Raw genomic sequence first — 13749 nt, forward strand, 5'->3', positions numbered from 1 at the left:
ACCCCTCTGGCGATGTGGTGAGCAGGCCCGTGGCGGCGTAGCTTTCCAGCTGGCGCAGCCGACGCGGGCCTGCGTCTCGAGAGCATTTAGGCTCGTGTTTTGATGCGCCAGCTGTCGTTGCCGGTTTCGACGATGTCGCAATGGTGAGTGAGACGGTCGAGCAGCGCGGTGGTCATCTTCGCGTCTCCGAAGACGGTCGGCCACTCCCCGAATGCCAGGTTGGTGGTGACGATGACGGAAGTCTGCTCGTAGAGCTTGCTGACCAGATGGAACAGCAACTGGCCGCCGGATTGGGCGAATGGCAGGTAGCCGAGCTCATCGAGGATGACGAAGTCGAGCCGCATGAGATGTTCGGCCAGGCGGCCCGCCCGCCCTGCACGGCCCTCGGCCTCCAGCCTGTTCACGAGATCCACAACATTGAAGAAGCGGCCCCGGGCGCCGTTGCGGATGACGGCGCGCGCGATCGCCACGGAGATATGGGTCTTGCCGGTCCCGGTGCCACCAACCAGCACGACATTGCGCTGCTGGCTGAGGAATTCCCCGCTGGCCAGATCGCGCACCAGCGTCTCGTTGATTGGGGTGTCATCGAAGGTGAACTCCTCGATCTCCCGGGCATAGGGCAGCTTGGCGGTGGTGATCTGGTATTTGACCGACCGCGCCTTCTTCTCGTTGATCTCGGCGGCCAAAAGATCACCAACGATCTGGCGGGGTTCATGCTGACGGCGCACAGCCACCGCCATGAGTTCGTCGTAGGCGGCGCGCATGCCGTAGAGCTTCAGTTCGCCCATCGCTGCCATGATCTCTGCACGATCCATCAGCCAGCCCTCCGCAGCAGGTCATAGCGGGCACAGTCGGCCTTCGGTTCATGGGTCAGGCGCAGGGCCGGAGAGGTGAGCAGCAAGGGTGGCGGCTCCGGGTCGCGCCTGCGGGACAGGATGTTGAGGATCACATCGGCGGAGTGGACGCCCTGCGAGAGCGCTTCGGCACAGGCCTTCTGCACGGCGGGAACCCCCTCCGTCAGCACGGCGCCGAGGATCTTCACCATCTGGCGGTCGCCATCCGACGACCCCTGCAACTTGCGGCGGATCTGCTCGAGGGCGCCGGGCAGAACCCAGTCCTTGAACGGTGCGCCATTGCGCAGCGCCCCGGGTTTGCGAAGCAGGACAGGCACATAGTGCCAGGGATTGTAGATTGTCCGGTCCCGCCCGAAGTGACGGGGATGGTCCCCGACCAGCCGCCCTTCCTGCCGGATCTCGATCCGCTCCGCATAGGCCCGGATCTCGACCGGCCGCCCGACAGCCGTTGCCGCGACGGAGTATTTGTTGTTGTCGAACCGTACGAGGCAGGTCTTCGATACCGCCGCAGGCAGCGAGTGGAAGCCGTCGAAGCGCCCGGCATAAGGGACGAGGTGCGGGCGCTCTTCCTGAAAGACTTCCCAGACGGTCTTGTCCGTCAGTTCGGGATGCTTGCTGCTCCTGGCCGAGGCGATGCACTTGTCCACCAGCCAGGCATTCAGTTCCTCGTAGCTCTTGACCCTGACACGGGGTGAGAAGAACCGTTGGCGGACAGTGCCGACCTGGCTCTCCACCTGGCCTTTCTCCCAACCCGAGGCAGGGGTGCAGGCAACAGGTTCAACCAGGTAGTGGCTGGCCATCTGCAGGAACCGACGATTGTAGAGGCGCTCCTTGCCGACGAAGATGGTCTCCACCGCCGTCTTCATGTTGTCGTAGATCCCGCGGGTGCAGGTGCCCTTGAAGAAGGCGAAAGCCCGATCATGGGCATCGAACACCATCTCCTGCGTCTCGCGAGGATAGGCCCGCACGAAGAACATCCGGCTGTGGCACAGGCGAACATGCGCCACCTTGATCGTGGTGGTCGCCCCATCGATCAGGACAACCTCGTGGCTCCAGTCGAACTGATAGGCTTCGCCGGGGGCAAAACTCAGCGGCACGAAGGCGGACGCGGCACCGGAGCTTTGAGTGCGCGCCCAGACCGAGGCATAGCGGCGGACCGCATCATACCCGCCTTCATAGCCAAGGCCGCGCAGTTCCTCGTAGATCTGGATCAGTGTCAGGCGTTCCCGGCGCCCACGAGCCGCGTTGATCGCCAACAGCCGGCTCAGTTCCTCAAGCCAGGCGCCCAGCTTCGGGCGTGGCTGAACCGTCCGGGTGTAGGTGAACTCCGTTATCCCGGTACGGATCACCTTGCGCACCACCTTCTTCGACAGCTTCAGGTCGCGGCAGATCGTCTTGATCCCCTTGCCCTCGGTAAAATGCAGCCGCCTGATTTTTGCGATTGTCTCCACGATCAGCATCCCGCGCTCGGCCTCCGATAATCCTCGGAAGCACTTTGGACCCAACCCCCGGTCGGTGGGGTCCCTTTTGGACGCCGATCACCCGGTAATCCCCCCATTTTTAGCGGGGTGCATCCGTAGAATTCACGCGGCCATCTTCAGTTTCTGTGCGGGTGTGATGCCGCCGATGCCCATGTTCGGGCGGTCGTTGTTGTAAGTCCAGAGCCATTGCGTGGCGAAGTCCTGAGCCTCCTCGATGGTTTCGATGATGTATTGATCGAGCCATTCATGCCGTACGGTGCGGTTGTAGCGCTCGATATAGGCGTTCTGCTGGGGCTGTCCGGGTTGGATGTGCTGGATGGTGATCTTCCGCTTTTCGGCCCATTCCATCAGCTTGCCGCTGATGTATTCCGGGCCATTGTCGACCCGAATGGTGCCGGGTTTGCCGCGCCATTCAATGATCCTGTCGAGGCTTCTGATGACCCTTTCCGCTGGCAGTGAAAAGTCGACCTCGATGCCCAAGCCCTCCCGGTTGAAGTCGTCCAGCACGTTCAACAGCCGGAACTGGCGGCCATCCCCCAGACGATCGGCCATGAAGTCCATGGACCAGGTCAGGTTCGGCGCATCCGGCACGGCCAGAGCCTCGGGCTTCTCACGCTTCAGCCGTTTGCGGGGCTTGATCCGCAGGTTCAGTTCCAGCGCGCAATAGATGCGATAGACACGTTTGTGGTTCCATGGATGCCCCTTCACGTTGCGCAAATGCAGGAAACACAGGCCAAACCCCCAGGTCTTGCGGGCGTCCGTCAGCCCGACCAGCAGATCGGCGATCTCCTCGTTCTCGTCCTTCAGCTTCGGGCTGTAGCGATAACAGGTCTCGCTCACCCCGAAGGCCCGGCAAGCCAGCGCAATGCTGACCCCGTGTCGCGCCACCGCTTTCTCGGCCATCTCGCGGCGTTGAGATGGCCGCGTCATTTTTTTCCGAGAGCCTCCTTCAGCAAATCGGCCTGCATGCTGAGATCAGCGTACATCCGCTTCAGCCGCCGGTTCTCCTCTTCCATAGCCTTCATCTGGCTGATCAGGGACGCGTCCATGCCCCCATACTTCGCCCGCCACTTGTAAAACGACGCGCTGCTCATGCCATGCTCGCGGCACAGCTCGGCCACCGGCATCCCGCCTTCGGCCTGACGCAGGATCGAAAGGATCTGCGCTTCAGTGTATCTGCTTGTCTTCATTCAGAATCTCCTCGTTCATCTTGCCGAGAAAATTCTACTTATGCAGCCCCTTACTTTCGGGGAGGATTACCACCCCAGAAGCGGGGTCCTTATTCCACGCCGGTCAACATTTCAAACCGTTCAAGCGAGCAGCCCTCCACCTTGCCGCGCACGATAAGCAGATAGAGCTGGCGCAACGCATCGCGGGCATATGCGGATTCCAGATTATCCTCGGGCCAGAACAGGCCTTGGCCGCCGGTCTGGCGCTGCCCGCGCGTGATCGCACCCAGCGTGTCGAGACGACGGGCGATCGTGCTGAGGAACCGCTTCTCGGCCTTCACATCCGTGGCGATGGGCCGGAAGAGCGGTGGCTGCGCCTGATTGGTCCGGTTCGTGCGGCCCAGCCCCTGAATGGCGGCATCGGCCTTCCAGCCCGGCTCCAGCAGGTAGTGCACCCGCAGGCGCTGGTTCCGCGCCAAAAGGTCCGCGTGATAGCTGCGCCCCGTGCCACCGGCATCAGAGAAGACCAGAACGCGCTTCTGGTCATCCATGAAGGCCGAGGTCTCTGCCAGGTTTGCGGAGGGCGCGCGGTTCTCGACGGCCAGGCGTGCCGATGGACCATCGCCCTTGCGCACGATCCGCCGGGACCGCCCTGTGACCTCCGCCACCAGGTCGGTGCCGAAGCGCTGCACGAGCTGGTCGAGCGCGCCCGGAACCGGCGGCAGCGAGCCGAGCTGTTCGAGCATCTCGTCGCGCCGGGCGATGGCCTCGCGGCTCTCGACTGGCTGACCGTCCCGGAACACCGGCCGCGAGGACAAATTGCCTTCGCTGTCGGTGAAGGGCTCATAAAGCTGCACCGGGAAGGAATGCTGCAAGTACGAGCCGACATACTCCCGCGGCGTGACATCGACGGAAATATCGTTCCATTCGTCGGCGGGGATCTCGGCCAGCCGCCGTTCCATCAGCGCCTCGCCGGTCGAGACGATCTGGATGACGGCCGCATGGCCCGCCGCCAGATCGGCTTCGATCGAACGGATCAGCGTCGGGGTTTTCATCGAGGTCAGCAGATGGCCGAAGAAACGCTGCTTGGTGCTCTCGAAGGCCGAGCGCGCGGCGGATTTGGCCTGCCGGTTTAGCGTGCCTTCACTGCCGGTGATATTGGCGGCCTGCATTGCCGCATCGAGATTGTTGTGAATGACGGCGAAAGCTCCGGCATAGGCATCATAAATGCGCCGCTGTTCATCCGTGAGCTGATGCTCGATCAGTTCATACTCGACGCCATCATAGGAGAGTGAGCGGGCGGTATAGAGGCCGAGAGATCGCAGATCGCGGGCCAGCACTTCCATGGCCGCCACACCGCCGGCCTCAATCGCCTCGACGAACTCTGCGCGGGTCTGGAACAGAAAATCCTCACCGCCCCAGAGGCCGAGGCGCTGCGCATAGGCGAGATTGTGGACCGTGGTGGCGCCGGTCGCAGAGACATAGACCACACGGGCATCGGGCAGCGCGTGCTGAAGCCGCAGGCCCGCACGTCCCTGCTGCGAGGCGGCGACATCACCGCGTTCGCCTTTTCCGCCACCGGCATTCTGCATGGAATGGCTTTCGTCGAATATAATGGCTCCATCGAAATCGGACCCCAACCATTCGACGATCTGCTTGACGCGGGAAACCTTCTCGCCCCGGTCGTCGGAGCGTAGCGTGGCATAGGTGGTAAAAAGGATGCCTTCCGTGAGCGTGATCTTTGCGCCTTGAGGAAAGCGCGAGAGCGGCGTGACCAGCAGCCTCTCCATGCCGAGCGCCGACCAGTCGCGTTGCGCGTCCTCGATCAGCTTGTCGGATTTGGAGATCCAGACCGCCTTGCGCCGCCCGCGCAGCCAGTTGTCGAGGATGATGCCGGCCGACTGGCGGCCCTTGCCGGCACCGGTGCCGTCACCGAGCATGAAGCCCCGGCGGAAACGGACAGCGCTGGCAGCATCCTCGGCGGCGGCGCTCACGTTGTCGAGATGCTCATCCACCATCCAGGCACCCGCGAGATGATCGACATGGGCTTCACCGGCATAGATCACCGTTTCAAGTTGGGCGTTGGAGAGTCGGGTACGGATGTCGGCGGGCAGCATCGGCCGGTAGGAGGGCTTCGGAGGTGCGACGGAGGCCATGGCGGCGGACTGCACCAGCTTGGTCGGGTGCGGCGCGGCGCCGGGAATGCGAAGCGATTGCAGCGCATATTCCTCATAGATGGCATCGGACAGGCGAGCGCCCTCCGGTGGCGTCCAGTCCACGGTCTCATAGGCGAGTTCGACGCCCTCGGGATCGGAAGCTGGTGCGGCGGCGGGTCGGGACGCTGTGGCGCGAGCGAGATAGCCGCGCACGGTCTTCGGGGCAGCCGCCGGAACGGGAGATGCGACCTTCAGCAGCGAAACCGGCAAGCGCGGCGGAACCTGGCTTTCGATCCAGCCGAGCAGCGTGGCAACGTCGGGTGCGATCCCAAGCGAGGCAGGGAAGTCGGACGGATCGTCCGCTGGCAGCTTGTCGATGACGGTCAGCCGCGTGTCGATGCTCGTACCGTGCTTCGCAAAGACCGCGCCATCAATCGCCGCAGTGAAGACCACGCGCCCGCGATCCTGCAGGCGCATGAAGGCGTCGCGCCAAGCCGGTGCTTCCGGGCTGAAATTGGCCCCGGTGATCGTGACCAGCCGTCCGCCGGGGGCGAGCCGGGCTTGTGCCGAAGCGACATGACGATAGGCAGCGTCCGCCATCCGTCCCTCGACATTGGCCATGACTGAGAATGGCGGATTCATCAGCACAACGGATGGCACGGCCTCCGGGGCCAGATGATCGTCGATCTGGGCGGCGTCAAACCGAGTGACGGGAAAAGCCGGAAACAGGGAAGAGAGAAGATCGGCGCGGGTCTCGGCGAGTTCGTTGAGGATCAGCGAACCTCCGGCGGTCTGGGCCAGGATAGCCATCAGGCCGGTGCCGGCCGAGGGTTCCAGCACCACGTCATCAGGCGTGATCGCGGCCGCCGCCAGCGCGGCAAGGCCGAGAGGCAGAGGCGTCGAAAACTGCTGGAAGCTCTGGCTTTCCTCGGAGCGGCGGGTCTGCGTCGGCAGCAACCCCGCGATCTTCGCCAGAGGACCGAGCCGGGAAACCGGAGAGGCGGCTTTGCGGAAAAGCGCCTTTCCGTATTTGCGCAGGAACAGCACCGTGGCGACTTCGCAGGCCTCGTAGGCCAGCTTCCAGTCCCAGGCACCACTGGCGTCGGACGCACCGAAAGCGGTTTCCATGGCGCTGCGCAGGATCGCAGCATCGACGCGTTGACCGCGTTCGAGATGGGGAAGGAGGAGATTGGCGGCGGCCAGGATCGCGGGTGCGGCGCCGAGCGGCGTGACCGGATCGGTCACGGGAGACGAGATGTTCATGTCGGGGATCCTCGGAGAGCGGGAGGGACAAGCCCGGACAGTGCTCTCTCTCGACCACCCGGACTCAACCCGTCCCGGCCCCTCTCTGACTCTTCATCACAAGCCCCATCGCCCCGCCCATGCGGGGGGCGACAGCGCTCCGCCATCAACTTTCGCAAGGCCTCATTGATCGTAATCGATATTCATGAAATACACCGACTTAAGATCAATCATCGGGGCCAAGAACTGAATTTCATGGAACAGGCGCAAAGGAATCCGTTTTCAGGTGCCGTAACCGTTTTTCACGAGCGCTGGCTCCCCGAGGAGGCCACACCTGCGGGCTATGCTGCGCTGATCGATGCCTATGCGCTCGCAACGCCCCTGCCCCGGACACTTTCCGCCATCGGCCCACGTCACAAGGTCTACGCGGCCGACGGCTGGCGCCTCTACACGCCCCGCCATGAACCCGAGGCGAGCCTCATCGGTCATCTGACCTTCGCGCTGCGCTACGAGGGGCTGGATCTGGCAGTTCTCAAGCGGCTGTTCAAGGCAACCGGGCCAGAGCCGATCCAGGCCATTGTCGAGGCTGCCCCGACGGGCAGTTACGCGCGCAGGATCTGGTTCCTCTACGAATGGCTCCTCGGCGAGGAATTGGATTTGCCCGACGCCACACGCGGCAATTACGCGCCCGTGGTCGATGCCAGGCTCCAATGGGATGCAGAGGGCGCCCCCTCGCCGCGCCACCGGGTCCGCAACAACCTGCCCGGCAACCCGGATTTCTGCCCGATGATCTTCCGCACAGCGGCAATCGAGGCGTTCATCGCCCGTGATCTGGCAGCCGAGGCCCGCGCGGTGCTGGCCGAGGTGCCCGCCGATCTGCTGGCGCGCACGGCGGCCTTCCTGCTGCTCAAGGATTCACGGTCGAGTTTCCAGATCGAAGGCGAGAACCCGCCCCAGGATCGCATCCGGCGCTGGGGCCAGATCATCGGCGAAGCCGGGCGGCATCCGATTGACCGGGCAGAGCTGGAACGCCTGCAACGCATCGTCATCGGCGATGCCCGCTTCGTCCATCTGGGCCTGCGGCAGGAGGGCGGCTTCATTGGCGAGCACGACCGCGCGACCGGCGCGCCCCTCCCCGATCACGTCAGCGCCCGGCATGAAGACCTGCCTGTGCTGATCGCCGGGCTCGAAGCGTTCGACCGCGACGTCGCCCCGGGGCTCGACCCTGTTCTGGCGGCCGCCGGCCTCGCCTTCGGCTTCGTCTATATCCACCCGTTCGAGGACGGCAACGGGCGGCTCCATCGCTACTTGATCCACCACGTGCTTGCTGCACGCGGCTTCAATCCGCCCGGGCTAGTCTTCCCGGTGTCGGCGGTGATCCTCGAACGGATCGAGGCCTACCGACAGGTGCTCGAGAGTTATTCGCGTCGACTACTGACCCATGTCAGCTGGCGCCCAACCGATCGCGGTAACGTCGAGGTGCTGAACGACACCGGCGATTTCTATCGCTTCTTCGATGCCACGCCCCATGCCGAATTCCTCTTCGCCTGCGTGGCCCAGACAATCGACCATGACCTGCCAGCAGAGACCCGGTTCCTGCGTGCCTATGACGGGTTCAAGTCCCGCGTCTCGGGCCTGATCGACATGCCGGACCGCGTGCTCGACCTGCTGTTTCGCTTCCTGCACCAGAACGGTGGCAGGCTTTCCGGACGCGCCAGAGCGAAGGAATTCGCCGCTCTGGCCGACGAAGAGGCCGACCGGATCGAAGCCATCTATGCGGAGTTGCGGGAGAAGTTCTGAGACGAGACTCCTCACCCGAACCGGTGGCCGGCTTCGGTGAAGGTGTAACCGTTGGCTATGATGGCCTCATCGACGACCTCATCCGAGGACAGATAGTCGTATTCGCGCTCGAGCTGGCGGTAGAGCCAGCGGGCCAGATCGCGCAACGCCTCGATCACGCCTTCCTCGGCATCGGCGGTCATGTCCTGATATGTCGGACTGTCACGCTCGACCGAGATCCCCATGCAATATTCGTGACAATAATGGCCGCGATGGCCGGCCTCGGCGCGAAGCTGGTAGAAATTGCGCCGCTGGATCGCCTGCAGGGCATCGGCGATGCGGTGCAGTTCGGTGTCCTTAGGCGCATATTCCCGGATCAGACGTGGGGCACCCTTGCGGTAGGCATAGAAAGTTTCGAAGCAGGCGCCATCGCCTTGGCTCCAGAAGCCTCGGAACCAGATGCAGGGTTCCTGCCGAGTCCCGCCGCCCATCAACCGGACGGTTCGGGTCTTGAGGTTCAGCCCGAGGATTTCGGCGACGCGCTGGAAATCCTCATAGACGGCATCGTACCAGTCATCGTCGAAGCCACCCTCACGATACCAGACGCGGGCTTTGTCCCTGGCTGCATCGGAAAGCTCGTCGAGGCGATAGACAGTGATCTCGATGACCTCACTCATAGGGATTGCCTCCCCCCAGCACGGTGGAAAGCCAGCCGTCCGTGTAGATCCAGTCCACCGTCTCGCCGGTGGCGAGATCGAGGACGTGCGCCCCGCCGCCGAACCCGTCCACACGCGGCTTCGAGCAGGTGTTGGCGTATTGCATTCCCCATAGACCCGTCAGCCCGAACTCCCTGGCGCAGCGTTTGACGAACTGGATGACATGCTCGGGATCGCCGGTGCCATCATCGCGCATCCAGAGCTGGGTTCCGCCATGCTCGGGTTGAATGGAAAGCAGAAACCCGTCCGAAGGCGGATCCCCAGCGGCATTCTCATCCGAGAGCGCATTGTAGAGATCGAGCGCGCGGGCGGCCTGCTCGGGGGTGCCCACATCGAGCAGGCAGGAGAAATGGGTGAAATAGTCGGTCATGATGGTCTCCGGGCATGACATGGCCCGGCGTGACACCGGGCCGAATGGGAAGGAAAGGGTGAAGCTCAGGCGGCCTGTGGCAGGTGGAGCAGATCGGCCGCGGTCTCGCGCCAGAAGGGATCGACCAACCGTGCCTCCAGCGCAGCGGCGCGGTAACGCAGCCGTCTCGCATCACCGGGCTCCGTGGCTCGGAATGCCATACCGCGCAGTCGGCTGGCCTCGGTCACAATCCTGCGTGCCTCGCCATCGGATGCGACCGGCTGTTGCCAGAGGATAATGCCGGCGCGGATTTCGCCGCCCAGGACCAGACGCTGATCGCGGTCCTGAATGAGCATGATGCGCGGCTGGAAATACGGAAAACTGTCCGGCCCCGTGCAAATATCACCGCGCGACAGGCGCAAGGCTGCGGCCTCGATGGCCTCCTCCGGTGACGGGCATTCCCCAAGCGGGATCACGCGATCAAAGCTATTCGCCGCGTCACTGGCGTCATAGCTGGCGGTGCCGAGGCAAGAGATGCGTAGCGGCAGCTTATGCGACCGAAAAAGCGCGGGCAGAACATCGGCCGCCAGAATCTGGCCGATGGAGCAGAAGGTTTCGGAACGGGCAAAGGTCATCGGGATCACTCCATGACGGGCGCCGGTGAGCCTCTCTCTCCGGCCCTCAACCCGTCACGGCCGAAAGGCCCGCACTCTTCCTCTCTGACCGGGCTTGTTCCCGGTTCCGCTGCCGACGACGGGGGACCATCGAGAGGCACTGAAAGCCCGAAGCGCGGGTCTCCGCGTTCGGGCCGTTTGGGGTGAGGCGCTTTCGCGCCTCAGGCCCATGGATCAAGTTCCAGCTTCACCATGTCCTCATCGCCGTCAAACTCGTCGGCGGGCATGGCGCCGTGGGTTCCGTCCCCGGCCTGGAACACGACGATCACGACCATCAGCGTGGTGGCGAGGCTGGCAGCGAAAGCGGTGGCATCTGCATAGGACATCGGGATTGGCTCCTGTCTCTGGAGGCGGGGGACCATCCCCCGCGCGACAGGCGCCCGACGTGTCTGACCGGATCTGCACTCACCCTCGGGCATTCGGACTAGCTCCGAATCCCCGAGGGCGGCACGTATGCGTAAGCCGACCCCTCCGGGGTTGAATGTCAAAGAGACGGATCAGACCAAGGTTAGCGAATGGAAGCGGGGGTGGTGTCTTGCATCCGACAGGCGCCGGATACCCCCTTGCAGATGCCCCGCCCGGCCAGCCTTGCCGCCGCGCTGGCATCAGGAGCGTGTTCGAGGACGGGGGCGGACACCGATGCCGAACATGATGAGCGGCACCGTGGTGAAGCTGGAACTGGAGCCATACAGGCCGATGACAGGACGACGGGGGCGGCTACCGTCAGACATGAGCGGGCCTTCAGTCCCAGAGCCCATCGGCAATCTCGCGGGCGATCATGGCGCGCGCGCTCATCATCACGGCGTCACCGCTGGTGTCGATATGACCGTAGAACCGGGCATGACCGCCGTTCGCGGTCCAATCGGCATAGCGGCAATATTCGCGGGCTTCGAGACGGAAGGCGCGCATGTCGTCCGCCCAATGCGGCTTCGGCTCCACCACTACGGTGATGCCGTCGCAGGTTTCCTCCCAGGGCAGCGTGCGTTCGGATGGCGGGTTGGCACTGTCCTCGCGGAAGACCTGGTCGATATCAACATGTGCGGACATCGGATTTCTCCAAAGAAAAAGCCCGGTCACGAGGACCGGGCGTGTTGCGGAAACGGAAGGGATGAGGCGGGGCAGCGAAGGCCACCCCGCCTGAGCATCATTCGGCGGCGACCATCGACTGCTCTTCGTCCTCCGTGCCGTCTTCACCCTCGCCATCGCTGGCAAGGAATTCAGGCAGATCATCCGCCTCGGTGTCGCCGCCGGCGTCCGCATCGCGAACCACCATGCGCAGCGGCTCAGGAAGCCAGCCGGTTTCGGCCAGCAGGCGCTCGGCCTCCTTCGCCATGTCACCCTTCTTCAGGTGATCGATGAGCTGGGCCGCCCGCTCGCCAGCGCCCTCGCGCACTGCCTCGATGATCCGGGGCTTTGTCACACGGCCGAGATAGTTGCCGACGGTCGGCCGCCAACCCACCGCCACCATGTCGAGGCCCGTTGCCCGTGCCAGCCGGTCGGCCTGGGACAGGCGCAGGTCGAGCCCGTGCTGGCTGACGCCCATGCCGCCATAGGGGTTGGGCTTCTCGTGCAAGGCGTTGACGCCGAAGCTGATGCAATGGGCGAGCAACTCCATGCGGGTGTTGTCGTCCTGATTGACCAGCCATTCCCAGAGCGCCGCATCGTCGGCCGGGATATGATCGCCCCAGCGTTCGTGCCGCTCGGCGATGGCGCGCGCCGAGACACTTTCGCCGAGGTCGTCGGCTTGCGCCGGGAAATGAACTTCCCGGACATGGGCCTCCAGGCACCCCCTGGTGGAGTGCGGCAGGAAGCAATCGGTGACCAGCCGATGCAGCAGCGCCGTCATCGCGACATGCGGGTTCGTCGCCACGGCATCGCGGAGCGCCAGCGTGCGATGCGCGGTCAGCTCGCTGACCAGGCGGTCCGGCAGAGGCCGGATGGTTTCGACCTCATCGTCCTCCTCGGGTTCCGTCGCCCTGCCACCCACCATGATTACCGCGCGCTGCACACCACCGGACTCGCCGCCCTCGGGAGAACGACCATCGGCTCCCTGCCCTTCCTGACCTTCCATCGCCTCGTCGTCGGCACGGACATAGCCGCGCTCGACGGCGAGCTGGCCGTCATGGCGGATGCTGACGAAGACACCGGCGCGAGCCATCTGATCGGCGTCGTAGAGCATCGGTCGGGTCTCGAAGGCTTCCAGCGCCTCTTCGATCTCGCCGAGCCGCGAGTCCACCTCGTCGGGCAGTTCGTCGGCCTCAGCATATTGCGCCTCCAACGCGTCGAACTCGTCGCGGAGCTTTTCGCGCTCGGCACGTTCCTCGTCGGTCAGGTCGATGGTGGTGCCGGCCAGACGGCGCATGCCGCCGGTATGGCCATAGGGGAAATCGGTCGCGACCTCGATCCACTTCCAGCCCTCGGCGGCGATGGTCTCCGCCTCGGCCTTCAGTTTCTCGCCCACCAGCCGGTCGAGCAGAACCGGGTCCTGGAGCCAACCACCATCGTCCTGCTGGAAGAGATCGCGCAGCACATAGCCGCCCGCCGCCTCATAGGCCTCGATACCGACGAAGAGCGTCCGCTTGTCGGAGGCCCGCACCGTGGTCTCGTTCAGCATGCGACGGATGGTATATGGCTCTTTCTGCCAGCCATCCTTGATCGCCTCCCAGACCTGTTCCTGCCGGGCATGGTCGTCGGAGATTGTGAAGGCCATGAGCTGTTCCAGCGTCATGCCGTCCTCGGCATAGGCCTCGAGGAGCGCCGGCGAGACCGAAACGAGGCGCAGACGCTGCTTCACCACCTTTGCGTCGAGGAAGAAGGCGGCGGCGATTTCCTCCTCGCTCATGCCCTTCTCACGAAGGACCTGGAAGGCGCGGAACTGGTCGAGCGGATGCAGCGGCGCGCGCTCGATATTCTCGGCAAGCGACACCTCGTCGATCAGGATGTCGTCTCCGGCCTCCGAGACGATACAGGGCACCGGCGTGGTCTTGTTGAGGCGCTTCTGCTTGACCAGCAGTTCCAGCGCCCGGTAACGGCGCCCGCCAGCCGGCACTTCGAAGAGGCCGGTCTCCTTGCCTTCCGAGTCGAGTTCGGGGCGGACATGCAGGGACTGGATCAGCCCCCGGCGGGCGATGGACTCGGCCAGTTCCTCGACCGAGATGCCGGCCTTCACGCGACGGACGTTGGACTGGCTGAGCACCAGCTTGTTGAAGGGGATGTCGCGCGAGGACGACAGGGTGATCTTCTGTGTGGCAGTGGCCATGTCAGGGTCTCCATGACGGACGCCGGGGAGCCTCTCTCTCCGGCAACCAGCCCGTCACGAAATTCCCCAC

At 64.2% G+C, this 13749-nt stretch carries 10 protein-coding genes and 1 pseudogene; 1 reads left to right on the plus strand and 10 read right to left on the minus strand.

The genetic code is table 11. From position 1 onward, the window contains the following. Positions 1 to 86: 86 nt before the first annotated feature. From istB to E3U25_RS14575, 4 genes and pseudogenes are all read right to left on the minus strand, one after another. Positions 87 to 815: an IS21-like element helper ATPase IstB gene (gene istB, locus E3U25_RS14560; RefSeq protein ID WP_058096087.1), complete on the minus strand. Its 729-nt coding sequence runs from the start codon at positions 813 to 815 to the stop codon at positions 87 to 89. Beyond that, positions 712 to 2314 (minus strand): annotated as a pseudogene (istA, locus tag E3U25_RS14565) (IS21 family transposase). Before istA ends, istB begins: the two are co-directional and overlap by 104 nt. Positions 2315 to 2437: 123 nt before the next feature. Next, positions 2438 to 3525, minus strand: a protein-coding gene (locus E3U25_RS14570) for an IS3-like element ISPbe1 family transposase (protein ID WP_076611590.1) whose coding sequence is annotated in 2 segments (ribosomal slippage) — positions 2438 to 3270 and positions 3270 to 3525 — 1089 coding nt in all. Because the reading frame shifts where the segments join, the coding sequence is not laid out codon by codon here. 89 nt (positions 3526 to 3614) lie between these two features. Next, positions 3615 to 6923: a strawberry notch family protein gene (locus tag E3U25_RS14575; protein WP_244295225.1), complete on the minus strand. Its 3309-nt coding sequence runs from the start codon at positions 6921 to 6923 to the stop codon at positions 3615 to 3617. Between the two features lie 234 nt (positions 6924 to 7157). Here E3U25_RS14575 and E3U25_RS14580 point away from each other — a divergent pair, with 234 nt between their 5' ends. Beyond that, on the plus strand, positions 7158 to 8702 hold the full coding sequence (locus tag E3U25_RS14580; protein WP_116222360.1) for a Fic family protein: 1545 nt from the start codon (positions 7158 to 7160) through the stop codon (positions 8700 to 8702). 11 nt (positions 8703 to 8713) lie between these two features. Here the strand turns inward: E3U25_RS14580 and E3U25_RS14585 are convergent, their stop codons facing one another. The 6 genes from E3U25_RS14585 to E3U25_RS14610 form a co-directional block, all read right to left on the minus strand. Continuing rightward, a complete protein-coding gene (locus E3U25_RS14585; RefSeq protein WP_036744025.1) occupies positions 8714 to 9358 on the minus strand; it encodes a hypothetical protein in 645 nt (214 codons plus the stop codon). Then, entirely contained in the window at positions 9351 to 9767 is a 417-nt protein-coding gene (locus E3U25_RS14590) for a hypothetical protein (protein WP_116222466.1), read from the minus strand. The genes E3U25_RS14585 and E3U25_RS14590 overlap by 8 nt, the downstream gene beginning before the upstream one ends. A gap of 65 nt (positions 9768 to 9832) precedes the next feature. Beyond that, positions 9833 to 10381, minus strand: a complete 549-nt coding sequence (locus tag E3U25_RS14595) for a hypothetical protein (protein ID WP_036744023.1) — start codon at positions 10379 to 10381, stop codon at positions 9833 to 9835. A 200-nt stretch (positions 10382 to 10581) separates the two neighbouring features. Continuing rightward, the gene (locus E3U25_RS14600) at positions 10582 to 10746 is read right to left on the minus strand and encodes a hypothetical protein (RefSeq protein ID WP_156876264.1); all 165 of its coding nucleotides are present in this window, start codon (positions 10744 to 10746) and stop codon (positions 10582 to 10584) included. 415 nt (positions 10747 to 11161) lie between these two features. Then, entirely contained in the window at positions 11162 to 11467 is a 306-nt protein-coding gene (locus tag E3U25_RS14605; protein WP_011747857.1) for a hypothetical protein, read from the minus strand. Between the two features lie 97 nt (positions 11468 to 11564). Beyond that, the gene (locus tag E3U25_RS14610; RefSeq protein ID WP_116222358.1) at positions 11565 to 13679 is read right to left on the minus strand and encodes a ParB/RepB/Spo0J family partition protein; all 2115 of its coding nucleotides are present in this window, start codon (positions 13677 to 13679) and stop codon (positions 11565 to 11567) included. Positions 13680 to 13749: the final 70 nt, after the last annotated feature.

Origin of the sequence: Paracoccus versutus, assembly GCF_029909795.1 — a bacterium.
Classification (GTDB): Bacteria; Pseudomonadota; Alphaproteobacteria; order Rhodobacterales; family Rhodobacteraceae; genus Paracoccus; species Paracoccus versutus.